Origin of the sequence: Kribbella voronezhensis, from assembly GCF_004365175.1 — a bacterium.
Classification (GTDB): Bacteria; Actinomycetota; Actinomycetes; order Propionibacteriales; family Kribbellaceae; genus Kribbella; species Kribbella voronezhensis.
In genome coordinates, this window is sequence record NZ_SOCE01000002.1 from 1,268,262 (window position 1) to 1,291,010 (window position 22,749).

The following is a 22,749-nucleotide window of genomic DNA, read 5'->3' on the forward strand; positions in this document are numbered from 1 at the left end:
AGAGGACAACCCGCGGTGGGCATGCATGGGGGCGCGCCGATCAGGTTGGGAGGGTGGCGAGGACGTAGTCGCGGAACTCGGGCGGGGTGGAGAACATTGGCATGTGGTCGGCGGTGGGGATGGTGGTGAGGGTGGCGTTGGGGGTCTGGGCGGTCAGGCGTTGGGCCCAGAGTTGGGTGGCTTGGAAGTCGCGGTGGCCGATGAGGACGGAGATCGGCGGCTCGAGTTCGGTGAAGCGGGTCTTGATCGGCGGGTCGAGTTCGAGGCCGTAGTACTCGGTCATGAGGCGCATCCGGGCGTTGGCGATCTGGAGGCCGATCAGGAGGCGGCGGGCGTTCTGTGGCGCGGCGGGACACCAAGCGTCGACGTCGAGGGCCGCGACGGCCGGGATGCCGTCGGCGGCCAGGACCTTTTCGCAGTCGGCGAAGTGGCGACGCATCACCTCGCGGGCCGCGGCCTCCTCGGGCGACGGGTCGGGGAACTCGCCGAAGGACGGGGCAACGGCACACACGTGCGTCACCCGCTCCGGGTGGCGATGTGCGAACCCCAACGCGCGACGACCACCCTCCGAGACCCCTACGAGAACCGCCTGGGAGACACCGGCTGCGTCGAGTACCGCGGTGAGGTCGTCGATCTCGCTGTACGGTCCGTACGCCGGTGCCGACAGCCCGGTGTCGCGATAGTCCCACGTGGTGACGCGCGCCCGTTCGGCCAACCAGTCGACGGTCGAGTCCCACATCCGGAGGTCGGCCAACCCTCCGCCGAGGAGCACCACATCGGGCCCGCGACCGTGCTGCTCGTAGTACAGGTAGCCGCCTGGTACGTCGACGAAGTCCTTCGTGTGCTCAGCCATGCACGAAGTCTCAGCCGCCGGCCGGGTCCGCGGTATCGGGAATTCTCCCTATCTGGCCAACCGAGTGGCGATCGGTTTCGGGATCGGGAGACCGCGACGGGTGAGTTCGTTGACGAAGGCCCGTACTGCGGAGTCGCCCGCGGCTGGGGTGAGGGCGACGATGTCGCGGGTCAGCGGAGGAGCGAGACGGCGGATGGTGCCGGTGTAGCCGGAGGGTAGGGCTGTGGTGGGGACGAGTGCGACGCCCAAGCCGGCCGCCGCGAGCTCGGCTGCGGTGGTGGTTTGGCGGGTGCGCATCACCGGAGTGAAGGCGACGCCGTGGCCGGCGAGGACTTCGGTGAGCCAGGCGTGCAGGCCGTTCTCCGGGTCATAACCGATGGTCCGGTACTGCGAGATGTCGGCGAGGCTGACCGAGTCGGTCGTGGCCAGTGGGTGGCTGGGAGTCATCGCGGCGACCAGTTCCTCGGTGCCGATGAGGTCGACGGTGGCCTGCCAGGTGGTCGGGCGGGGGCCGACGGCGAGGTCGGCCTGACCGGATTCGACCAGGCCGGCCAGGGCGTCGGCGCTGGTGAGTTCGGTGAGGGTGAGCTGGATTCCTGGGCGACGGCGGTGCCAGGTTCGCAGTACGGGGGCCAGCAGGCCGGCGGTCATGCTGGCGGCGCAGGCGATGCGGAGGTGACCTTCGGTGCCTTTGGCAACGGCTTGTCCGACGGTGACGACCCGCTCGGCGGCGGCGAGGGCGGCGCGGGCCTCGTCGGCGACGGCGCGGCCCGCGGTGGTCGGGCGGACGCCGCGGGGGAGGCGTTCGAGGAGAGGAGTGCCGATCTCGCGCTCGAGACCGGCCAATTGGTGTGACAGCGCCGGCTGGGAGAGATGCAGAGTCGCGGCGGCCTTCGTGACCGAGCCCGTGTCGAGGACGGCGACGAGGCATTCCAGGGCTCGCAGCGTTGTCATTCGTTCAGTTTATGGGAACTGTCGAGAAGCTTCATGGCACGACGGGATGCCGGCGGCCGTACCAGCGCGTTGGAAGGAGGGCAAGCACCGATCAAGGAGGACACATGAGCGTGGAACTACAGGGCAAGACGATGGTCGTCGCGGGCGGTAGTTCGGGCATCGGACGCCGGCTCGCCACTGACGCCGCCGCGGCCGGAGCCCGCGTGCTGCTCGCCGGCCGCAACCGGGAGAAGCTGGCCGCCTCGCTCGACGGCGCGGCGATCGAGGCGGCGACCGAGGCCGCGATCGGGGCGGCGATCGGGGCGGAGACCGAGGCTGCGACCGGGATGGCGATCGAGGTGGCGGAAGTGGATCTGGCCGACGAGGCGTCGATCGCGGCGTTGGCCGAGCGCGTGGGGACTGTCGACTATCTGGTGAGTGTCGCGAACGCCTCCGCGAACGGACCGCTCGGCGCGCTCGAGCGGTCCGCCGTACTGGCCGCGTTCGATGCGAAGGTGATCGGGGCGATCATGCTGGCCAAGCACTTCGGGCCGCGGTTCGCCGAGGGTGGGGCGATGTTGCTGTTCTCGGGGATCGTGGGCTGGCGGCCGTCGGCGGGAAAGACGGTGACGACGGCAACCAACGGTGCGGTCAGCTTCCTGGCTTCGGCGCTCGCGGTGGAGTTGGCACCGGTCCGGGTGAACGCTCTCTCGCCCGGGATCATCGACTCCGGCGCGTGGGACGGCCTGGGGGAAGGCAAGCAGAAGTTGTTCGACAACACCGCCGCGAAGGTGCCGGCGCGACGGATCGGTCAACTGGCCGACGTTTCGTCCGCGGCCCTGCTCGCCCTCACCAACCCGTTCATCACCGGTGAAACCCTGCACGTCGACGGCGGCGCCCGCTACGCCTAGGGACTGGGCGGCGGCATCGACAACCTTTGAACGGTTCACGGCGTCAGTGCAGTGAGCAAGGTGAAACAGTCGTCGGGGAGGCAGTGGTGGTTGTTCTGGGGATCTCACTCCTCAGTGGCTGGCTACCGGTGTCGATGGAGGCTGCGGCCGCTGTCGCCCTGGTAGCAGCGGTTATCAGGCGAGATCGACGATGGGCCACCCGCAGATTACCCTTCATCGCCGGAGCGGCGTTGGTGCTCGCCTTGGGCGCTGCCGCCGCGAGCCGGCCGTTGTTCGGCATCACGGATCCACTGCCGCTGTCTGTCTGGGTCTGGCTCGGAATGGCAGCGGCCGCACTGCTGGTGGTGACCATCGGCTGGCCGAGCGCCCGGTGGTGGCAGAGCGTCAGTGGCGTGGTCGCGCTCGGACTGGCCTGCCTCGTTTGCGGCAACAGCGTGAACCAGTTCGTCGGCTACTACCCGACGCTCGAATCGGCCATGGCCGCGCTGAGAGGACGCCCGCCCGCAGGCCAGATCACCCTGCAGCAGCTACACGGCAGCCGGCTGCCGGACGCCGCCCAGACCGGCGAACTGGTGAGCGTCGACATCCCGTCCTCGGCAGCGACCTTCAGCCCACGACGGGAGCTCGTCTACCTCCCGCCCGTCTGGTTCCGGCACGGACACCGGCCGCTGCCTGCCGTCGAGATGATCGGTGCCGAGCACGCCGCACCGGAGAACTGGGTGCGGATCGGCGGCGCGGTGCGGGCCAGCAATGCCTACGCGGCTCACCACCAGGGCCGGGCCCCGATCCTGGTCTTCGTCGACGCCACCGAGTCGTTCAACAACGACACCGAATGCGTGAACGGCCCGCACGGCACCGCTGAGGACTACCTGGTCAAGGACGTGCCACGGTTCGTCATCGCGACCTTCGGCGCTTCGCGCGACCCGCGCCACTGGGGCGTTCTCGGCTTCTCGATGGGCGGCACTTGCGCGATCGGCCTGACGGTCGAGCACCCGCAGACGTTCGGGCACTTCGTCGACATCGACGGCGATCTCGGCCCGAACGTCGGCACCAAGGCGCAGACGATCGCGACCCTGTACGGCGGGTCGGCGACGGCCTGGGCTGCCCACGACCCGCTCACGGTAATGGCGCGCCACGGCCATTACCGAGACGTCACCGGCAGGTTCGTCAACGGCAGCAACGAGCACCTGCTGATCAAAGAGTCGAAGCAACTCGCCGCCGCCTGTCACAAGGTCGCCATTCCCGCCGAAGTCGTCGTCCAGCACGGCAGCCACGTCTGGCAGTTCGCCGAGAACGTCTTCGCCCGGACCTTGCCCTGGCTCAGCGCCCAACTCGACCTCTCGTAACCGGGCCTCGGACTGCTACCAGAGCCTCGCAACAGCTGAGATCTAAAGCCCCCTGACCAGGCGGCGTACGGCGAGTTCGGCGAGGAGGCCGGCGGCGTCCGGCAGGACCGAGTCGTCGAAGGTGGCCAAGGGGGAGTGGTTGTCGGCGGCGGCCTCGGGGTCGGGCCCGGCGCAGGCGCTGACGTTGAGGTAGACGCCCGGGACCTCGTTGAGGACGTAGGACATGTCCTCGGCACCGCAGCGCGGGTTCGCGCGTTCGCGGAACCGGTCGGGGCCGAACAGATCGACGATCGTGTCGCGGGCGAACTCGTACTCGGCCGGATTGTTCACCGTCACCGGGTAGCCGATCTGGTACTGCACCTCGGCCGTCAGCCCGTGCGCGGCCGCCATCGACTCGACCAGCCGGGTCGACGTCAGCTGCACCTTCGCCCGGGCCTGCTCGGAGAACGTCCGGACCGTCGCGTCGAAGAACGCGTCGTCGGGAATGATGTTCTCCTTGGTGCCACCCGCGATCCGCCCGACCGTGAGCACGACCGGGTCGAAGACGTCGAACTGCCGGGTGATCATCGTCTGCAGCGCGGTCACCATCTCGCAGGCGACCGGAATCGGGTCCTTGCCCCGGTACGGCGTCGACCCGTGCGTACCGGCGCCGACGACCCGCACGTGCAACTGGTCGGCCGCGGCCATGAACGAGCCCGGCTTGCTGCTCCACATCCCGAACGGCTGCCCCGCCGACCCGACATGCAGACCGTACGCCGCGTCCGCCCGCCGGCCCGCTGCCTCCAGCACACCCTCGCGGATCATGATCGGCGCGCCGCCGCTCGTCTCCTCACCGGGCTGGAACATGAACACCACATCGCCGGCGAGCTCCGCCCGCAGCTCGTGCAGCACCTTGGCGGCGCCGACCAGACCGGCGACGTGCAGATCGTGGCCGCAGGCATGCATCATGCCCGGATGCTTCGACGCATAAGGCACGTCGACCCGCTCGGTCACCGGCAACGCGTCCATGTCGCCACGCAGCAACACGACGGGGCCAGGCCCGCCACCGCCCCGCAGTACGGCGGTGACCGAGGACAGCTCCTTGCCCAGGGTGATCTCGAGGTCGAGACCCTCCAGTGCCCGCAGGACCAGCGCCTGGGACTTGGGCAGGTCGAGATCGTATTCGGGCACCTCGTGGAGCGCTCTGCGAAGCGCGATGATGTCGTCGGCGTGACGCTGGGCGATTTCGAGGGTGCGGCTCATGCAGTTCCTTCCAGAACGGGGTTTCAGGCCTTCGGGCCGAGGTTGAGGGCGGACATCACGCGCTGGGCGCTGCCGCCGAGTTCGAGCAGTTCGACCAGGTCGAGCCAGCGCTCGGGATCCTTCACCTCGGCCGGCAGGGTTGCGTCGACCGTGCCGACCGGCGCGTCCTTGGCCACCGCGACGACCTTCGGCGCGACGTCCAGGTAGTCGCTGGAGTCGAGGATCTTGCGCTTGACCGACGGCGACATCGGCGTCGACGGATCGGCCGCCGCCGTCCGGATCTCGTCGAGTCCGCCGTACGCCGTGATCAGCGAGGCGGCCGTCTTGTCGCCGACGCCCTTGACGCCGGGCAGCCCGTCGGAGGCGTCGCCGCGCAGCGTGGCGTAGTCGGCGTACCGGCTGGCGGGGATCTCGTACTTCGCCAGCAGCGCCTTCTCGTCGTACACCTCCGCGCGCCCGACGCCCTTCGCCGCGGTGTAGATGACCCGGATCCCGCGCGCGTCGTCGATCAGCTGGAACAGGTCGCGGTCGCCCGTGACCACGTCGACCGGCATCGTCGCCTGGTGCGACAAGGTGCCGATGACGTCGTCGGCCTCGTGGTCGGCGGCGCCGACGATCGTGATCCCGAGTGCTTCCAGACAGGCCCGGATGTACGGCACCTGGATCTCCAGCCGGTCCGGCACGTCCTCGACCTGGTCGCCGCCGGACGTCACGAACTCGACCCGCTGCGCCTTGTACGACGGGATCAGCGCGACCCGCCAGGACGGCCGCCAGTTGTCGTCCCAGCAGGCGACCAGGTGGCTCGGGCGGTGGTTCTCCACCAGCCGGGCGATGAAGTCGAGCAGCCCGCGGATCGCGTTGGTCGGCGTACCGTCGGCCGCCTTCATCGTGTCGGGCACGCCGAAGAAGGCGCGGAAGTACAGCGATGCCGTGTCGAGCAGCATCAGCCGCTGTCCGGCGATACCAGTCGTGGAGGTGGTCGTCTCAGCCATGAGGCGATGCTTTCATGCCGGGGTCTCGCGGCAGTAGGGTCACACTCGTGGAGGACCTGGATCGCAAGATCGTCGAGCTGCTCGCGTCCGACGGGCGGATGAGCTTCACCGACCTGGGCAAGGCGACCGGCCTGTCGACATCGGCCGTGCACCAGCGCGTCAAGCGGCTGGAACAGCGCGGCATCATCCTGGGGTACGCGGCAACGATCGACCACACCGCGCTCGACCTGCCACTGACCGCGCTGATCTCGATCCGCCCGATCGACCCGTCCCAGCCCGACGACTCGCCCGAGCGGCTGCGCGATGTCCGCGAGATCGAGTCCTGCTACTCGGTGGCCGGCGACTCCAGCTACGTCCTGATCGTCCGGGTCGCCACGCCGGCCGCGCTGGAGAACCTGCTGGCCGTGATCCGCGCCCGCGCCAACGTCTCCACGACGACGACGATCGTCCTGAGTACGCCGTACGAACGCCGCCCGCCCGCGCTCTGATCCTGTGCCGCGGTTCTGAGATCTGGAGGCCTGGTGGCTGATTCGCCGGGTGTCGCGCCGGGCCGTGCGCTGCTGCGGCCGTGGCACTTCGTACTCGCGTTCGGCATCGTCAGCCTGCTGGCCGACATGGTGTACGAGGGTGCCCGCAGCATCATCGGGCCGTACCTGGCGACGTTGGGCGCGTCGGCCACCGTGGTCGGGGTGGTTGCCGGGGCGGGTGAGTTCATCGGCTACGGGCTGCGGGTCGTCTCCGGGTACGCCGTACGCCGTACCGCTCACTACTGGACCTGGACGATCCTCGGCTACGGGCTGACCGTGCTCAGTGTTCCGCTCATCGGCGTGACGGGTGTGCTGGCGCCCGCTCTGCTTCTCTATGGGACGGAGCGGCTCGGGAAGGCTGTGCGGTCGCCGGCCAAGGACACGCTGCTGTCCCACGCGTCCGCGCAGACCGGTCGAGGCCGGGCGTTCGGCGTACATCAGGCTCTCGATCAGACCGGCGCCATGCTCGGGCCGCTGCTGCTGGCCGCAGTACTGGGGTGGCGGGACGGCAACTACCGTCTCGCCTTCGCTGTGCTGGCTGTCCCGGGTGTGTTGGTGCTGGTGCTGCTGTTCTGGCTGCGGCATCGAGTGCCGAACCCGCTGGCCTACGAAGCGAGCACTGACAAGCCTCAGTCAGGCACCGCGACATCGCAGCGCTTGCCTGCCCGGTACTGGCAGTACGTCGCAACTGTCGCAGTGCTGTCGTGTGGCGTGGCGTCGTTCCCGCTGCTCGCGTACCACGCACAGACCAACGGCCTGCTGACCGATGCGCAGGTGCCCGTTCTGTTCGCCGTGGCGATGTTCGTGGACGGCGTCAGTGGTCTCGTGATGGGTCGCGTCTACGACTCGTGGGGACCGCTCACACTGCTGGCAGTACCGGTCGCGGCGGCCGCGTCGGTGCTCGCGTTCAGCCATGGCGTGGTGTGGATCTGGATCGGCGTCGCCGTCTGGGGTGTGGTCAACGGCGTACTGGATTCCACGGTGAAGGCAGTGGTCACGGAGTTGGTGCCGAGCGGTTCGCGGGCGGTGGCTTTCGGGTGGCTGGCCTTCGTCCGCGGGCTCGGGCTGCTGATCGCGGGCGCGCTGTTGGGGGCGGCCTACGACCGGAGCATCTCGCTCGCCGTCGGGCTGGTGCTGGTTGCCAACGTCATCGCTTTTGGCGGGCTCGCGTGGATTCTGCGGAAGCTCCGGAGCTAGCTCAGGTGTCCTCGACGTGGCGCTGGTACTCGTTGCCGGTGTCGAAGAAGGTGTCGAGGTAGTCGTCGGGCGCCAGGTCGCTGGTGCGGATCAGCGAGTAGACCTCGGTACCGGACAGGATCGTGCTGACGTCGTCGCCCAGGTAGAAGCACTGCGCGAGGCCGAGGTAGGCCCAGGTGGTGCCGTCGATGTACTCCGCGGCTTCGTCCTCGGCCAGCTCGATCGCGGTCTCGAAATCGGCGGCCTGCCAGAGCGTGATCCGCTCCTCGTACGGCGACTCGTCGTCGTTGTCATCGATCAACTGGAAGACGCACCGAACGCTGTACCAGCCCATGGCACCCACCCCCATCAGTCTCCGAACCCTACTGGTTGGCAGCTGAGAGCGGGAGGCTCGGGCAAACCGCCCGCTGGTGTCGGGGTCCCCTGTGCGACGACACCAGCGGGGTGCGGTCAGCTGATCTGGATCAGTTTCTGGGACTCGGCCGCCTCGCGGGACGCGGCCGCCTGGGCGGAGGCCTTCGCGATCGAGTCGCCGGCGTGCTGGCGCCACCAGTCCTGGCCCTCGGCGGGCAGGGTGTCGATCGGGTCGTAGTACTCGTAGGTGCGGTTCAGCGCCTCCGGGTCCTGCTGCTCGATCCCGGTGCGGTAGTTCTTCTTCCAGTACGAGATGCCGCGCACCTCGTCGTACTCCGACAACTGGTGCACCCAGCGCTTCCCGACGTACGGCACGTCGCAGACGATCCGCGGCGTCGCGAACCCCGGCAGGTACCCGAGGATCCCGTGCTGCAAGTGCTGCGCGTCCTTCACCGAAACTCGCCAGTGCTCGGAGAACGGGATCATGTCGCACATGTAGAAGTAGTACGGCGTGATGGTGGCGCCGTCGAGCAGGGCGAAGCACAGGTCCAGCAACTGCGGCACCGAGTCGTTCACACCGCGCATGAGCACGCCTTGGTTGCGTACGTCGCGCAGACCCGCCTCGAACATCGCCTTGGTCGCCTCGGCCACCAGGGGAGTCACCGACTGGGCTGCGTTCACGTGCGTGTGCATGGCGATCATCACGCCACGCTGCCGGCCTAGCAGAGCGACCCGCTCGACACCGGCCCGTACGTCGTCCGACAGCCAGTGCTGCGGCATGCCCATCAGCGCCTTGGTCGCCAGCCGGATGTCGCGGATGTTCTCGATCTCCAGCAGGCTGGTGAGGAACGACTCCAGCCGCGGCCAGGGCATGTTGGCCACGTCACCACCGGACACGACCACGTCGCGCACACCCGGCGTACGGCGCAGGTAGTCGAGCATGTCGTCCAGGCGCTGCTGCGGCTTGATGGTGAACTTCAGCTTGTCGATCACCGGCGTCGAGTTGCCGACCAGGTCCATCCGGGTGCAGTGACCGCAGTACTGCGGGCAGGTCGGCAGAATCTCCGCCAGCACCTTGGTCGGGTAGCGGTGGGTCAACCCCTCCGTGGCCCACATCTCGTGCTCGTGCAGCGAGTCCCGGGTCGCGTGCGGGTGCGACGCCCAGTCGGTGCGCCGGTCCGTGAACATCGGCAGCATGTAGCGGCGTACCGGATCTGCGTAGAAGGCTGCCGTGTAGTCGTCGGCGCCCTCGGGAACGATCGTGTTCAGCATCTGCGGCGGCAGCAGCATCGACATCGTGGCCCGCTCGGCCTGGTCACGCTCGAGGTCCTCGTAGACGCGCTCCTCGAGCAGGTGGCCCATCACGTCGCGCAACTGCTTCACGTTCTTCACGCAGTGCGAGCGCTGCCACTGCACGGAGCGCCACTCCTCGGCGGTCACGTCCTTGAACCCCGGCATCCGGGTCCAGTCGGGCTCGACGAGCTCGGCCCGGCGGTACGCGTACGGCTGCCCGTTGAGTTCGGCAGCGGCAAGCTCCGGGCTGATCAGATCGGTCACGAGTCCTCCTGGGGCTCCACTACGGCGTCGGTCTCATGTGAGGATAGCGATAGAACTTATGGTAGATCCAACGGAACACCGCAAGATTTCCGTCAGATGTCTATCAGAGTAGTATTTTGCCCGGCCATCGGCGAGTCTCGCCACCAGCCGCTCGACGAAGGAGGCCTTGTGCCGAACACTGCTGGTTCACCTGTCGGACTGCACCGCGTGCTCGAACCGGCCGGCGTACTGCCGCAGGCCGCGCGGAAGCTCGACGCGTCGCCCGAGTTGTGGCCGGACGAGGTCCGGATCTCGGTCGAACGGCTGAACCTGGACGCCGCGTCGTACCGGCAGCTGGCCGAGGCGCACGACGGCGACGGGGAAGCGGTGAAGCAGGCGGTGCTCGGGATCGTGGCCGAGCGGGGCAAGATGCAGAACCCGGTGACGGGTTCCGGCGGGATGCTCGTCGGCGTCGTCGAGGAGGTCGGCCCCGAGTCGCCGCTCGGGGTCCAGCAGGGCGACCGGGTTGCGACGCTCGTCTCGTTGACCCTGACGCCGCTGCGGATCACCGACGGACTGGCCCGCTGGGACGGCCGCGGCGAGCAGGTTCCCGCCGAGGGACACGCGATTCTCTTCGCCCGCTCGATCGTGGCGAAGCTGCCCGACGACCTGGTGCCGGAGCTGTCGCTCGCGGTGATGGACGTCTGCGGCGCGCCCGCTCTGACGGCGCGAGTGGTGGCCCAGTATGTCGACAAAGGCACAAAGCCTGTCGTGTCAGTAGTTGGCGGCGCAGGGAAATCGGGCTCGCTCTCGCTGGCTGCCGCCCGCCGCGCCGGCGCCGCCAGGACCATCGGCATCGTGCCCGTCGAAGCCGAGAAGACCAAGCTCGAAGCCGCCGGTCTGGCCGACCAGGTAGCTCTTGCCGACGCCCGCGATCCGGTCGCGCTCGCGCAGGCGGTCGAGGCGGCCGGGGGACCGGCGGACATCACGGTCGTCTGCGTCGACGTACCGGGCTGTGAGCACGGCGCTGTGCTGTCCACGGCGGCCGGCGGCACGGTGATCTTCTTCTCCATGGCGACGTCGTTCTCGGCCGCCGCGCTCGGCGCCGAAGGTCTCGCTGCCGACGTGACGATGCTGGTGGGCAACGGGTACGTGCCGGGCCACGCCGACTACGCGATGGACCTGCTCCGGTCGGAGCGGGGTGTCCGGGAGTTGTTCGAGGGCAGGCTCGCCGCGGAGGGGCAGGATTAGCCCTGTGCGCACACTTCTGACCAACGGTTCCGTCTACTCACCCGCCGACCCCCACGCCACCGCGATCGCCTTCGACGACGGCGTGGTCAGCTGGCTCGGCGACGACACCAGCGCCGCGGCCTATGTATCCGGTGCGGACGAGGTCGTCGACCTGCAGGGCAAGCTCGTCACGCCCGCCTTCGTCGATGCCCACGTCCACACCGCACAGACCGGCGCGCTGCTGACCGGCCTGGTCATGGCCGGTACGACGAACCTCACGCAAGCACTCGACCGTCTCGCGGCCTTCGCGGCGACCCTGGCGCCGGACGCGGTCATCGACGGCTCCGGCTGGGACGAGACCAAGTGGCCCGAGGGCCGCCCGCCGACCAACGCCGAGCTGGACCGCGCGGCCGACGGCCGTCGGGTCTACCTCTCCCGGGTCGACGGTCACTCCGGTGTCATCTCGTCATCCCTCGCTGCTGCCGTGCCGGGTCTGCAGGGCCAAGCCGGGTACGAAGAGAACGGCCGGGTCGAGCGCGACGCGCACCACGTCGTACGGGATGCACTCAGTGAGCTGGTCGGACCTGACCAGCGGCTTGCCGACGCGCGCGCGGCCGTCAAGGCGATGGGCGAGCGCGGCATCGGTGCCTTTCACGAGATGGCGGCTCCGCACATCGGACCGCTGTGGGAGCTTCCGCTCGTTCGCCAGGCAGCTGAGGAAGCAGGACTCGCCGCGACCCTCTACTGGGGTCAGCCTGGCGTCTTCGACAACGTCACGCAGTACGGGCTTGCGGGGCTGGCCGGTGACCTCAACGCGGATGGCGCGCTCGGCTCCCGTACTGCGGCGCTGCGCGACCCGTACGCCGATCGCCCGGACCATCGCGGTCATGCGTATCTCACCGCCGAGCAGATCGCCGGCCACGTGACCGCCTGCACCGAGCAGAACGTCCAGGCCGGGTTCCACTGCATCGGCGACGCCGCCCTCGACAACATCGCGCGGGGCTTCGAGCTCGCCGCCGAGAAGGTCGGCGTCCAGGCACTCGTTGCCGCCCGCCACCGCCTCGAACACGTCGAGATGGTCGACGACGCGGCGATCGCCACGCTGGCCCGGTGCGGTGTCGTCGCAAGTGTCCAGCCGATGTTCGACGGCCACTGGGGTGGCCCGGACGGCATGTACGCCGAGCGCGTCGGCGATCGCTGGAAGGGCATGAACCCGTTCGGTTCGCTCGCCCGCGCCGGCGTGGTACTCGCCTTCGGGTCCGACGCGCCGGTGACCGAGCTCGGCGGCTGGGAGGCGGTCCGCGCGGCCGCGTTCCACCACGACGCGGACCAGCGGATCACCGTGCGAGCCGCCTTCGCTGCTCACACGCGAGGTGGCTGGCGGGCGGCTGGGATCGACGACGCCGGAGTGCTCGCGCCCGGCACACAGGCGACGTACGCCGTCTGGGAAAGCGACGCGGCCCTGGTCGTGCAGACGCCCGATCAGCGGGTCGCCGCTTGGTCGACGGACCCGCGCGCCGGCGTACCGGTGTTGCCCGATCTCAGTGACGAGGCACCAGTGCCTGTTTGTCGGCGGACCGTGGTTGGCGGCCGCACCGTGTTCGACGCAGAAGGATGGTCCTCGTGACCCGAGCAGTGAAGAAGCTGGACCTCGACCCGGTCACCGTCCGGAAGGCGCGCACGCTGGCCCGTAAGGCCGGCAAGCCGATCGTCACCATCGCCAAGCAGCACACCACCGTCTCGGTGGAACGTGCGGTACTGCGGTTGGCCGGCCTGGCGGGTGCCGACAGCGAGGGCATCCCGTGGGTGAACCGGCTGGCCGACACCGTGCGCGCCGACGTCGGCCTGGAACACGGCCTCGCGCTGCCCGTCTGGGACGCGCTGCTGCGCGGCGAGGCGGAAGACCTCTCCGTCCTTGCGCAGAAGGCCGCCTCCGGATCGGTGACCTTCCGGCTGCCGGAGGGACGTGACGCCGTACGAGCCCGTACTGCGTCGCGCAAGGCGGCGGCCGCCGGGCTGAAGAAGGTCGATGCCCGGCGCAAGGAACGCGACCGGCTGATCAAGCGGCACGGCGATCCCGAGCAGCGGCCGTGGATCTACCTGATCGTTGCCACCGGCGACATCTACGAGGACATCCCGCAGGCCCAGGCGGCCGCGCGGGCCGGTGCGGACATCATCGCGGTGATCCGGTCGACCGGTCAGTCACTGCTGGACTACGTGCCCGAGGGCGCGACCCGGGAGGGCTTCGCCGGGACGTATGCGACCCAGGAGAACTTCCGGCTGATGCGGGCGGCGCTGGACGAGTCGTCGCGCGAGCTCGGGCGCTACATCCGGCTGACCAACTACGCCTCCGGGCTGTGCATGCCGGAGATCGCGACGCTGGCCGGGCTGCAACGGCTGGACATGATGCTGAACGACTCGATGTACGGAATCCTGTTCCGCGACATCAACCCGATCCGCACCTTCGTGGACCAGCGGTTCAGCCGGCAGATCCATGCCCGCGCGGGGATCATCATCAACACCGGCGAGGACAACTACCTGACCACCGCGGACGCGGTCGACGCCGCCCACACGGTGACGGTGTCGCAGTTGCTGAACGAGTACTTCGCCAAGGAGGCAGGTCTCGAGGACTGGCAGCTCGGTCTCGGGCACGCCTTCGAGATCACGCCGGAGATTCCGGACTCGTTCCGGATGGAGCTGGCGCACGCGATGCTGGCACGGCAGCTGTTCCCGGACGCACCGCTGAAGTGGATGCCGCCGACCCGGCACATGACCGGCGACGTGTTCCGCGGCTACCTGCTGGACGGGTTCTTCAACCTGGTCGGTGCGATGACCGGTCAGGGCATCCTGCTGGTCGGGATGATGACCGAGGCCGTGGTGACGCCGTGGATCTCCGACCGCGACCTGGCTCTGCAGAACGTTCGTTATGTTTTGGGTGCCGCCGGCAACCTTCATGAGGACTTCCACCCGGCGCCGGACGGCTTCATCGCCAACCGGGCGCGACAGGTGCTGGGGGAGTCCATCGACCTGCTCGAGCGGATCGTCGACGACGGCCTGCTGAACGCGATCGGCGACGGCACCTTCGGTCTGATGAAGCGCCCGCAGGATGCGGGCCGCGGTCTGGACGGCGTCGCGCGCCGCTCGTCGCAGTACTACAACCCGGCCATCGAACTGCTCGAGGAGGCGCAGTGAGCATCATCCGGCCTTATGGCGACACGACCGGCGATGGCATGGTGCAGATGTCGTTCACGCTGCCGATCCCGCACGACAAGCGGGCCGAGGGCGCGGCGATCCAGCTCGCCAACAAGATGGGAATGGACCCGGCGCTCGTCGTACATGCCAAGGCGATGGGACCCGACTTCACCTTCTTCGTCGTCTACGGCCCGGTGAATCACCTGGTCGACACGAGCAAGGTCGAGGTGATCGAGCGCGACTACCCACTGCTGTCGCCGAAGGACGCGAACCTTGCCATCCGCAAGGGACTCCGCCGCCGGCTGACCGTCGTCGGCGCCTGCATCGGCACGGACGCGCACACTGTCGGCATCGACGCGATCATGAACATCAAGGGATTCGCGGGGGAGAAGGGCCTGGAGTACTACCGGGAGCTGAAGGTGGTCAACCTCGGTGCCCAGGTCGCCGTACCGGAACTCGTCCGCCGTGCCAAGGCGGAGAAGGCCGACGCGATCCTGGTGTCCCAGGTGGTCACCCAGCGCGAGGCGCACGTGCTGAACACCAAGGAGATGTCCGCCGCCTTCCGCGAGGCGTACTCCGAGGAGACCCGCCCGGTGTTGGTTGCCGGCGGCCCCCGTTTCACCGAGGCGATGGCCGGCGAGCTCGGCGTCGACCGGGTGTTCGGCCGCGGTACCACGCCGGGTGAGGTGGCGAGCTATCTCGTCGACGCCCTGGTCACCCGCCGCAAGCACGCCCCCGTCCGGAGGACCGCATGACGAACTCGATGTCCAAGGCAACGATCGGTCTGAGCGTCACCCACCGCCGCTACATCCCGTACAGCCACGCGCACTACGCGGGCAACCTGGTCGACGGCGCCTACGTGCTCGGCCTGTTCGGCGACGTCGCGACCGAGGTGTGCATCCAGGCCGACGGAGATGAAGGATTGTTCGCTTCTTACTCCGACGTCCAGTTCCTGCAACCGCTGCGGGCCGGCGACGTGGTCGAGACGACCGCCACGATCACCCGGGTCGGCAACCGCAGCCGGGAGCTGTCGTTCGTCGCTCGCGTGGTCTGCCGGGGTCGCGCCGACCTGTCCGAATCGGCCGCCGAGGTGCTCGCGGAACCGCTCGAGATCACCCGGGCGACCGGCGTCGTCGTCGTACCCGCCCGGCAAGGTTGAGTGACGATTAAGTTGCCCTGGGTAACAATTACGTGGAGTACCGAGATCGCTCTGTAATGTAACTTCGACCATTCGGCTCCGAACCGCTTGGCAGCGCAGCCGAAAGTGTTACAACCGCCCGATGCGGCCCTGGCAGAGGTTGACACCGTCGCCCTGAGCGAGCATCGTTTTGGGAGTCGTCATATCCCGTTTCTCCTACGGTTCAACGAAGTTCGGCCACCGGAAGATCCCGCGACGCTGACCAGGCCAGTGCCAGGCTTGAGTCGACGGGGGCTGAGATCCCCGGTGGTTAGCCCCCCGCGGGGCAGAGGTGGAAGAGGCTCGGCGCCCAGTAGACAACAGCCGGGTGGCTCGCATCCAGCGGCCAGCCGGTTGGTCCGAAGGCCCGCCGAGCCTCTTTCCTTTGCCCGGCTTTCGGCCCCCGCGGTTCTCGGAATCCGTCGACCGCGCACGACGCGGCTACTGACCGGATACATCCGCGCGCCTCGCGCGTTGTACCGTCGTGCGACCGGTATCGGCCGGGTCGGTGAGGCGAAGGGGTGCGCGCGTGGAGCGGCTTAAGGCGTTGGGTCGGCTACTACCCAGGCTGTTGGTGGCGGTAGCGGCCGGCTGCGGCCTCGGGCTGGTCTTCGAACCGCACGACCACGCGTGGCTGGCCCTGATCGCCATCCCGCTCTTCCTGGCCACCCTGAACGGCGTCTCGATGAAGGGCGGCTTCCTGGTCGGCTCCGGCTTCGGCATCGCCTATTACCTGGTCCTGGTGCCCTGGCTCAGTGTCATCGGCGGCGACGCGGCGATCGCCCTGGCAGTCCTCGAAGGCCTCTTCTACGGCGTGTTCGGAGCGCTCGCCAGCCAGACTCTCAAGCATCGGCTCTGGATGCTCTGGATCCCGTGCCTGTGGGTCGCCACCGAGTTCGCGACCGGCTCGGTCCCGTTCGGCGGCTTCCCGTGGGGCCGGCTGGCCTGGGCGTTCTCGGACTCCCACCTCGGCCGGCTCGCGGCGTACGTCGGTATCTCCGGTCTCAGCTTCGTCATCGCGCTGCTCGGGGTCCTCGTCTACGCCGTACTGCGACGCCGTAGCGCCTTCAGCCTGCGCTTGGTGTCTTTGGTGGTCGGCCTCGCTCTGGTCGGTCTCACGTCGCTGCTCACTCTGTCGACCGCCGGCAACGGCAAGACGGTCACCGCGGCGATGGTGCAGGGCAACGTGCCGGGCAAGGGGCTGGAGTTCCTCGGCCGCGCCCGGACCGTGACGAAGAACCACATGACCGCGACGCTCGATCTGCAGAAGCAGGTGCTGGCCGGCACCCAGGTGAAGCCGGACCTGGTCATCTGGCCGGAGAACTCCACCGACATCGATCCGTACAAGGACGCCGAGACCCGGCAGGACATCGAGACGGCCGTCCAGGCGGTGAAGGTGCCGATCCTGGTCGGCGCGGTGACCGAGGGGCCGGGCCCGAACGAGCGGCAAACCACCGGCATCGTCTGGGACCCGCGCACCGGTCCCGGTCAGCGGTACGCGAAGCGGCACCCGGTGCCGTTCGGTGAGTACATCCCGTTCCGCGACCAATTGCTGCCCTACATCAAGCGGCTGGAGATGATCGGCCGGCAGACGGCTCCGGGCGTGGGGCCGGGAATCATGCCGATCGCCGGTACGACGTACGGCGATCTCATCTGTTTCGAGCTGGCCTACGACAACGTGGTGTCCGACGTGGCCAAGGGCGGCGCCCAGATCCTCATCGTGCAGACCAACAACGCGACGTACGGCGGCACCGGGCAGCCGGAGCAGCAGTTCGCGATCACCCGGATGCGCGCGATCGAGACCGGCCGGACCGTCCTGATCGCGTCCACCTCCGGGATCTCCGGGGTGATCCGCCCGGACGGTACGGTCGAGCACAAGTCGGGTCAGTTCGTCTCCGACGTGTACGTCGCGTCCGTCCCGGTCCGCGACGGGCAGACGCTGGCGACGAGGCTCGGCGGCTGGCCGCAGTGGATCTTGTCCGGCCTGGGGATCATGGGAGCAGCGCTGGCGTTGCTGGCGCGCCGCAACCGCAAGACTGCCGACCCCGGCACCCCACCGGCTCCGGCCGCCGACCGCGCCAAGGTGCCCGTCTAAGTCAAGGAGAGGGCTGAGAGCGATGCCGTGGTTCATTGCCGTCGCACTGCTGGTCGTGCCGATCATCGAGATCTACGTGATCATCCAGGTCGGACAGGTGATCGGCGGCTGGCCTACTGTCGGGCTGCTGCTGGTCGAGAGCGCGCTGGGGGCCTGGCTGATCAAGCGGGAGGGCAAACGGGCCTGGAACGCGCTGCGGACGGCGTTGCAGACCGGGCGGATGCCTGGTCGTGAGCTGGCGGACGCCGCGCTGGTCCTGATCGGCGGGACGCTGCTGCTGACGCCGGGGTTCGTCACCGACATCTTCGGGTTCTTCTTCGTGCTGCCGTTCACCCGGCCGCTCGCGCGCAAGGTGCTGTCGGGGTTCCTCGGCCGGCGCATCGTCGCCCAGCTCGGCGGCAACCCGATCACCGGTTTCATGCCCGGCACCTACCGCCCACCCACCGCGGAACAATACGAACAGGCCCGCCGCCAACCGTCCGACGACATCATCCAAGGCGAAGTCATCGACCCGGACCGCCCCCAAGACAAACCCCCAACAACCTGACCCCACCACTTGGCCGAGGTGAGAGAAGGCGTGGGGTGCGAGAGCTGACCCCACCGCTTGGCTGAGGTGAGGTAAGGCGTGGACTGCGAGAGCTGACCCCACCGCTGGGCTGAGGTGGGGAAGGCGGGGGCTGGACGTGCGAATGGGCCGTCACCACTTGGAGTGGTGACGGCCCATTCGGGTGGATCAGGCGCTGCGCTTGCCGGTGGTGCGGGTGCGGTGCAGGTGGGCGGGGCCGATCTCGCCGGAGCGGAGGAGGGCTACTCGCTCGGCGAGGAGTTCCTCCAACTCTGAGATGCTGCGCCGCTCGCGGAGCATGTCCCAGTGCGTGCGGGCGGGCTTCTCCTGCTTCGGCTCCGGCTTCTCACCGGTGGAACGGGCGGCCTCGCTGCCGCAGTGCGGGCACTCCCAGATCGCGGGCACCTCGGCGTCGTGCGCCATCGTGACCTCGACCACATGGCCGCGCGGGCAGTCGTAAGTGATCATCTGGCGCGGCGCGAACTCGACGCCGCGGTCATCCTCGAAGCTGACCCCACCCAGCCCCGAACCACGCAGTACGCGATTAGACATGTCAAACCTCCGAGATTCGTCATCCGTGCCAACGGTCGGCCGACCCGGATCATTCCCATTTTGGCATGCCCGCGCCCCAGGTTCGCACCTGACAGCACCGTCATCACGCCCTGTCATCGGGTGTTCACAAATCACCGTGTGTCGCAGGACACAGTGGTGATGACGCTGAAGAGGGCCGTGAGGTTCACAGCCTGTTGCCAGGAAGTGGGCAACGATTCCTCAGCAAACGGTCCTAGCGTCTGCGTCCATGGTCCTCCCACGCCACAAACTCCGTGGCCTCAGCGTGCTCAACGTGGCCCTGGTGGCCGTCGTCGTGGCGATCGCCGTCAGCGCCTACCTGCTGTTCTTCAAGAGCGACTCCCAGGCAGCCGGTACGACGCGGCCGTCGGTGGCCGTCAGTCGTGGGGACGTGACGGCGAGCGTGAGTTCGAGCGGCACCCTGCAGAGCCCGCAGACCGCGTCGCCGCAGTTCGAGACCTCCGGCACGGTCACCTCGGTGCTGGTGAAGGTGGGCCAGGTGGTGGCGAACGGCGCCACGATCGCGAAGATCGACCCGAGCGCCGCGGAGCGCGCAGTACGGATCGCCGACCAGAACCAGACCGCCGCGGCCGACTCCGTCACAGCCGCCGAGCAGACCCTCGACGACGCCCAGGAGGCCGTGGACGCGGCCGAAGCCACCCCGACACCGACTCCCGGCAACGGTCAGCAGAACCAGTCCCAGGGCCAGAGCCCGGAGGTCGCCCTCACCAACGCGAAGGCCAGCCTCGCCCGGGCCAAGGCGGACAAGGAACAGGCGGACCAGAATCTCGAAGGCGCCCAGGCAGATCTGGCCGCGACCACGCTGAAGGCACCCATCGCCGGCACCGTCACAGCGATCAACGGCACCGTCGGCTCGGTCGCCGGCGGCTCCGGCAACAGCACGGGCAGCTCCGGCTCCTCGGGTACCGGCCAGGGCAGCACCGGTACGACGAGCAGCGCGACCGCGTCGAGCGGCGGCTTCGTCGACATCTCGGACCTCAAGTCACTCCAGGTCGTGGCCGCGTTCCCCGAAGCCGACGCGATCAAGATCAAGGCCAAGCAGAGCGCCACCGTCACCCTGAACGCCGAACCCGGCACCACCCTCACGGCCACCCTCACCTCGGTCTCCCCGACCCCGACAACCACGAACGGCGTCGTCTCGTACTCCGCGACCTTCGCGCTGGCGAAGCTGCCGGACGGCGCGCGGATCGGGCAGACCGCGAACGTCTCGGTCCAGACCGCGAAGGCGTCCAACGTCCTTTACGTCCCGAGTACGGCGATCGTCACCAGCGGCACCTCCCACACGGTGACGATGGCGGACGGTTCAGGCACCCGCGAGGTTCAGCTCGGTGTCCGCGGCGACAGCTTCACCCAGATCACCTCCGGGCTGAACGAGGGCGACCGGGTCGAGCTGATCCAGGGCGCCATCGGCGGCGGTACCGCGGGCGGCACCGGGCAGGGCCGGAACGGGCAGTTCCCCGGCGGGCAGTTCCCGGCCGGCGGGATCGGCACGGGTACCGGCGGAGGCATCAACCGTGGCCGCTGACGCCCTGATCGACATCCGCAACGTCACGAAGACCTACGGCGCGGGGGAGACCGCGGTCCATGCGCTGCGCGGCGTCTCGCTGCGCGTCGAGGCCGGCGAGTACGTCGCGGTGATGGGCTCGTCAGGCTCCGGCAAGTCGACCCTGATGAACATCCTCGGCTGCCTCGACGTGCCCACGCGCGGCGAGTACTGGCTCGACGGCACGAACGTGGCCCGGCTGACCGAGGACCAGCAGGCGCTCGTCCGGGGCCGCAAGATCGGCTTCGTCTTCCAGTCGTTCAACCTGATTCCCCGGACGTCGGCGCTCGCGAACGTCGAGCTCCCACTCACCTACGCCCACCTGCGCCGGACCGAGCGGCGACAGCGCGCCCGGCGAGCTCTGGAACTGGTCGGCCTGGCCGATCGGGAGGATCACCGGCCGAACCAGCTCTCCGGTGGTCAGCAGCAGCGGGTCGCGATCGCGCGGGCCCTCGCGACCGGCCCGCGGATCCTGCTGGCCGACGAACCGACCGGCAACCTGGACGCGCACTCCACCGACGAGGTGCTCGGCATGTTCGACGAGCTGAACGCCGAGGGCCGGACGGTCGTGGTGATCACCCACGAGACCGAGGTCGCCCAGCACGCCCGGCGGCTTGTGCAGTTCTCCGACGGCCGCATCGTCTCCGACGAGAAGGTGACCCGCTGATGTCACCTCGCGATCTGTTCGGCGCGGCCCTGCGCGGCCTGGGGGCGAACAAGATGCGCTCGCTGCTGACCATGCTCGGAGTGGCGATCGGCGTCGGTGCCGTCATCGTTCTCGTTGCTGTCGGCAACGGCTCGGGCAAGGCCGTGCAGGATCGGCTCGAGGCGATGGGGACGAACCTGCTCACCGTCTCCACCAGCGGTGGCGGCGGTGGTTTCCAGCGCGGCCAGGCCGGTCCTGCCGCCCAGCAGTACAGCCTCACCCTGGACGACGCTGCAGCCCTCGCCGACGACCGCCTCGCGCCCGACGTGGCGGCGGTCGCTCCGGTGATGACCAGCAGCGGTACTGCGACGAACGGCGACGTCAGCTACACCATCAATCAGGTGATCGGCACGACCCCGGAGTACCTCCCGGCGACGAACACCCCGGTCGGCACGGGCGCCTCGTTCACCAAGCAGGACGTGGACAGTTCCCGGCGAGTGATCCTGCTCGGCCAGACGGCCGCGACCGAACTCTTCGGCCGCGTGACTGCGGCCGTCGGACAGACGGTCAAGGTGGGCGCGGTCGACTTCTCCGTGCTCGGGGTGCTGGCGAGCAAGGACAGCACCGGGTTCAACGACCCGAACGCGACCGCGATCGTCCCGATCAGCACGCTCCGGGCGACCCAGGCCGGCTACGGCCCGCTGAACCAGATCGTCGTTCAGGCCGCGGACAAGGACAAGGTCGACACCGCCCAGGCCGAGGTGACGCAGCTGCTGACGGCACGTCATCAGGTGCCGGCGACCACCACCTCGCCGTACCGGATCACGAACTCTGCCCAGATCCTGCAGACCAGCCAGGACACCGCGGCGACCTTCACCGCACTGCTGGCGACGGTGGCCGCGATCAGCCTGATCGTCGGCGGCATCGGCGTCACCAACATCATGCTCGTCACCGTCACCGAGCGGACCCGCGAGATCGGGATCCGCAAGGCCCTCGGCGCCCGGCGGCGCGCGATCCTCGGCCAGTTCCTGATCGAGGCCACCCTGCTGAGTCTGCTCGGCGGAACCGTCGGGGTGATCGCCGCGCTGGTCGTGAGCCGGTTCCAGCTGGCCGGCGTCCAGCCGGTCCTGGTGCCGTCGTCGATCGCGCTCGCCTTCGGCGTCTCCGCGGCCGTCGGGCTCTTCTTCGGCAGCATGCCGGCCCACCGGGCTGCCGGTCTCCGTCCCATCGATGCACTCCGCCACGAATGAGAGAGGCTCGCTCATGAGCACGCCCAACCAGACCCCGGACGAGTTCGCGCAGATCGGCAGCGACGACGAGGTGAACGAGGCCCTGAAGCCGAAGAAGACGGTGAACTTGCCGGCGGCAACCGCCGTACTGGCCGGTGTCGTCGTCCTCGCGATCGGCCTGGCCGGCGGCGCCGGACTGCACGCGGCCTTCGCCAAGGACGCCACGACCCCGCAGGCCGGTGCCGGGCGGGGCGCCGGTGGGTACGGCGGATTCCGTGGCCAAGGGCAAGGAACCGGGCAGCCCGGAATTCCGGGCGGTCAGGCCGGCAACGCCGCGATCGGCACGGTGGTGTCTGCGAACGACTCACAACTCGTGGTGAAGACCCAGAACGGTGACGTGACGGTCAAGCTGACCGGTGACACGGCGATCGACATCACCAGCAAGGGCAAGGCGAGCGACCTGAAGGCAGGCGAGCAGGTGGTCGTCAGCGGAGAGACCTCGAACGGCACTCTCACCGCCCGCACGGTCCGCCAGGGCGGCCTCGGCGGCTTCGGCCGCAACCCGAGCGCCTCGCCTTCCAACTGAACCG

22 protein-coding genes are annotated in these 22,749 nt (G+C 68.9%); 15 read left to right on the forward strand and 7 right to left on the reverse strand.

Going from position 1 to position 22,749, the window contains the following annotated elements:
- Positions 1–40: 40 nt before the first annotated feature.
- Positions 41–853 carry an alpha/beta fold hydrolase gene (locus EV138_RS33050; protein ID WP_133983848.1) on the reverse strand — a complete coding sequence of 271 codons (813 nt, stop codon included), beginning with the start codon at positions 851–853 and terminating at the stop codon, positions 41–43.
- A 48-nt stretch (positions 854–901) separates the two neighbouring features.
- Positions 902–1,807: a LysR family transcriptional regulator gene (locus EV138_RS33055; RefSeq protein WP_133983850.1), complete on the reverse strand. Its 906-nt coding sequence runs from the start codon at positions 1,805–1,807 to the stop codon at positions 902–904.
- A gap of 104 nt (positions 1,808–1,911) precedes the next feature.
- On the opposite strand from EV138_RS33055, the gene EV138_RS33060 reads away from it, so the two are divergent.
- Both EV138_RS33060 and EV138_RS33065 read left to right on the forward strand, forming a co-directional pair.
- The gene (locus EV138_RS33060) at positions 1,912–2,697 is read left to right on the forward strand and encodes an SDR family oxidoreductase (RefSeq protein ID WP_202867031.1); all 786 of its coding nucleotides are present in this window, start codon (positions 1,912–1,914) and stop codon (positions 2,695–2,697) included.
- An 86-nt stretch (positions 2,698–2,783) separates the two neighbouring features.
- Positions 2,784–4,043 (forward strand): alpha/beta hydrolase, encoded by a 1,260-nt coding sequence (locus EV138_RS33065; protein ID WP_133983851.1) that lies wholly within the window; start codon positions 2,784–2,786, stop codon positions 4,041–4,043.
- Between the two features lie 42 nt (positions 4,044–4,085).
- Here the strand turns inward: EV138_RS33065 and EV138_RS33070 are convergent, their stop codons facing one another.
- Together EV138_RS33070 and EV138_RS33075 are read right to left on the reverse strand one after the other, a co-directional pair.
- Positions 4,086–5,285: a M20 metallopeptidase family protein gene (locus tag EV138_RS33070; RefSeq protein WP_133983853.1), complete on the reverse strand. Its 1,200-nt coding sequence runs from the start codon at positions 5,283–5,285 to the stop codon at positions 4,086–4,088.
- Positions 5,286–5,308: 23 nt separating this feature from the next.
- Positions 5,309–6,229, reverse strand: coding sequence for a 5'-3' exonuclease (locus tag EV138_RS33075; RefSeq protein ID WP_133984651.1), 921 nt, complete (start codon positions 6,227–6,229; stop codon positions 5,309–5,311).
- Positions 6,230–6,324: 95 nt separating this feature from the next.
- Here EV138_RS33075 and EV138_RS33080 point away from each other — a divergent pair, with 95 nt between their 5' ends.
- Together EV138_RS33080 and EV138_RS33085 are read left to right on the forward strand one after the other, a co-directional pair.
- A complete protein-coding gene (locus EV138_RS33080) occupies positions 6,325–6,765 on the forward strand; it encodes an Lrp/AsnC family transcriptional regulator (RefSeq protein ID WP_133983855.1) in 441 nt (146 codons plus the stop codon).
- A gap of 33 nt (positions 6,766–6,798) precedes the next feature.
- The gene (locus EV138_RS33085; protein WP_202867032.1) at positions 6,799–8,001 is read left to right on the forward strand and encodes an MFS transporter; all 1,203 of its coding nucleotides are present in this window, start codon (positions 6,799–6,801) and stop codon (positions 7,999–8,001) included.
- 1 nt (position 8,002) lies between these two features.
- Here EV138_RS33085 and EV138_RS33090 read toward each other — a convergent pair whose 3' ends face one another.
- Both EV138_RS33090 and EV138_RS33095 read right to left on the reverse strand, forming a co-directional pair.
- Positions 8,003–8,335, reverse strand: coding sequence for a DUF4288 domain-containing protein (locus tag EV138_RS33090; RefSeq protein ID WP_166678843.1), 333 nt, complete (start codon positions 8,333–8,335; stop codon positions 8,003–8,005).
- 116 nt (positions 8,336–8,451) lie between these two features.
- Positions 8,452–9,912: a KamA family radical SAM protein gene (locus EV138_RS33095; RefSeq protein ID WP_133983859.1), complete on the reverse strand. Its 1,461-nt coding sequence runs from the start codon at positions 9,910–9,912 to the stop codon at positions 8,452–8,454.
- Positions 9,913–10,080: 168 nt separating this feature from the next.
- Here EV138_RS33095 and kdd point away from each other — a divergent pair, with 168 nt between their 5' ends.
- The 7 genes from kdd to EV138_RS33130 all read left to right on the forward strand — a co-directional run bounded on the left by kdd (position 10,081) and on the right by EV138_RS33130 (position 18,132).
- A complete protein-coding gene (kdd, locus tag EV138_RS33100) occupies positions 10,081–11,142 on the forward strand; it encodes an L-erythro-3,5-diaminohexanoate dehydrogenase (RefSeq protein ID WP_133983862.1) in 1,062 nt (353 codons plus the stop codon).
- Positions 11,143–11,146: 4 nt separating this feature from the next.
- The gene (locus tag EV138_RS33105) at positions 11,147–12,748 is read left to right on the forward strand and encodes an amidohydrolase (protein WP_133983864.1); all 1,602 of its coding nucleotides are present in this window, start codon (positions 11,147–11,149) and stop codon (positions 12,746–12,748) included.
- Positions 12,736–14,313: a lysine 5,6-aminomutase subunit alpha gene (gene kamD, locus EV138_RS33110; RefSeq protein WP_238158537.1), complete on the forward strand. Its 1,578-nt coding sequence runs from the start codon at positions 12,736–12,738 to the stop codon at positions 14,311–14,313. The genes EV138_RS33105 and kamD overlap by 13 nt, the downstream gene beginning before the upstream one ends.
- Positions 14,310–15,068 (forward strand): lysine 5,6-aminomutase subunit beta, encoded by a 759-nt coding sequence (gene kamE, locus EV138_RS33115; protein WP_133983868.1) that lies wholly within the window; start codon positions 14,310–14,312, stop codon positions 15,066–15,068. Before kamD ends, kamE begins: the two co-directional genes overlap by 4 nt.
- A complete protein-coding gene (kal, locus tag EV138_RS33120; protein ID WP_232828190.1) occupies positions 15,065–15,472 on the forward strand; it encodes a 3-aminobutyryl-CoA ammonia lyase in 408 nt (135 codons plus the stop codon). The genes kamE and kal overlap by 4 nt, the downstream gene beginning before the upstream one ends.
- A gap of 547 nt (positions 15,473–16,019) precedes the next feature.
- Positions 16,020–17,585 (forward strand): apolipoprotein N-acyltransferase, encoded by a 1,566-nt coding sequence (gene lnt, locus EV138_RS33125; RefSeq protein ID WP_133983870.1) that lies wholly within the window; start codon positions 16,020–16,022, stop codon positions 17,583–17,585.
- Between the two features lie 22 nt (positions 17,586–17,607).
- A complete protein-coding gene (locus EV138_RS33130) occupies positions 17,608–18,132 on the forward strand; it encodes an FxsA family protein (protein WP_133983872.1) in 525 nt (174 codons plus the stop codon).
- A 186-nt stretch (positions 18,133–18,318) separates the two neighbouring features.
- On the opposite strand, the gene EV138_RS33135 is transcribed toward EV138_RS33130, so the two are convergent.
- Positions 18,319–18,702: an RNA polymerase-binding protein RbpA gene (locus EV138_RS33135; RefSeq protein ID WP_112247234.1), complete on the reverse strand. Its 384-nt coding sequence runs from the start codon at positions 18,700–18,702 to the stop codon at positions 18,319–18,321.
- 247 nt (positions 18,703–18,949) lie between these two features.
- Between EV138_RS33135 and EV138_RS33140 the strand changes: the two genes are divergently transcribed.
- The 4 genes from EV138_RS33140 to EV138_RS33155 are packed head-to-tail and all read left to right on the forward strand — an operon-like array spanning position 18,950 to position 22,745.
- On the forward strand, positions 18,950–20,266 hold the full coding sequence (locus EV138_RS33140; protein ID WP_133983874.1) for an efflux RND transporter periplasmic adaptor subunit: 1,317 nt from the start codon (positions 18,950–18,952) through the stop codon (positions 20,264–20,266).
- Positions 20,256–20,951, forward strand: coding sequence for an ABC transporter ATP-binding protein (locus EV138_RS33145; protein ID WP_133983876.1), 696 nt, complete (start codon positions 20,256–20,258; stop codon positions 20,949–20,951). The genes EV138_RS33140 and EV138_RS33145 overlap by 11 nt, the downstream gene beginning before the upstream one ends.
- Positions 20,951–22,180 (forward strand): ABC transporter permease, encoded by a 1,230-nt coding sequence (locus EV138_RS33150; RefSeq protein ID WP_133983878.1) that lies wholly within the window; start codon positions 20,951–20,953, stop codon positions 22,178–22,180. The genes EV138_RS33145 and EV138_RS33150 overlap by 1 nt, the downstream gene beginning before the upstream one ends.
- 13 nt (positions 22,181–22,193) lie before the next feature.
- Positions 22,194–22,745 (forward strand): DUF5666 domain-containing protein, encoded by a 552-nt coding sequence (locus EV138_RS33155; RefSeq protein WP_133983880.1) that lies wholly within the window; start codon positions 22,194–22,196, stop codon positions 22,743–22,745.
- The last annotated feature ends 4 nt before the right edge of the window (positions 22,746–22,749 follow it).

Bases quoted from the DNA above. Each gene is read 5' to 3' on its own strand.
- EV138_RS33130 (WP_133983872.1), top strand. From the start codon at position 17,608: ATGCCGTGGTTCATTGCCGTCGCACTGCTGGTCGTGCCGATCATCGAG.
- EV138_RS33055 (WP_133983850.1), bottom strand. From the start codon at position 1,807: ATGACAACGCTGCGAGCCCTGGAATGCCTCGTCGCCGTCCTCGACACG.
- kamD (WP_238158537.1), top strand. From the start codon at position 12,736: ATGGTCCTCGTGACCCGAGCAGTGAAGAAGCTGGACCTCGACCCGGTC.
- EV138_RS33090 (WP_166678843.1), bottom strand. From the start codon at position 8,335: ATGGGCTGGTACAGCGTTCGGTGCGTCTTCCAGTTGATCGATGACAAC.
- EV138_RS33075 (WP_133984651.1), bottom strand. From the start codon at position 6,229: ATGCTGCTCGACACGGCATCGCTGTACTTCCGCGCCTTCTTCGGCGTG.
- EV138_RS33140 (WP_133983874.1), top strand. From the start codon at position 18,950: ATGGTCCTCCCACGCCACAAACTCCGTGGCCTCAGCGTGCTCAACGTG.
- EV138_RS33155 (WP_133983880.1), top strand. From the start codon at position 22,194: ATGAGCACGCCCAACCAGACCCCGGACGAGTTCGCGCAGATCGGCAGC.
- EV138_RS33060 (WP_202867031.1), top strand. From the start codon at position 1,912: ATGAGCGTGGAACTACAGGGCAAGACGATGGTCGTCGCGGGCGGTAGT.
- EV138_RS33135 (WP_112247234.1), bottom strand. From the start codon at position 18,702: ATGTCTAATCGCGTACTGCGTGGTTCGGGGCTGGGTGGGGTCAGCTTC.
- kal (WP_232828190.1), top strand. From the start codon at position 15,065: ATGACGAACTCGATGTCCAAGGCAACGATCGGTCTGAGCGTCACCCAC.
- EV138_RS33070 (WP_133983853.1), bottom strand. From the start codon at position 5,285: ATGAGCCGCACCCTCGAAATCGCCCAGCGTCACGCCGACGACATCATC.
- EV138_RS33150 (WP_133983878.1), top strand. From the start codon at position 20,951: ATGTCACCTCGCGATCTGTTCGGCGCGGCCCTGCGCGGCCTGGGGGCG.
- EV138_RS33050 (WP_133983848.1), bottom strand. From the start codon at position 853: ATGGCTGAGCACACGAAGGACTTCGTCGACGTACCAGGCGGCTACCTG.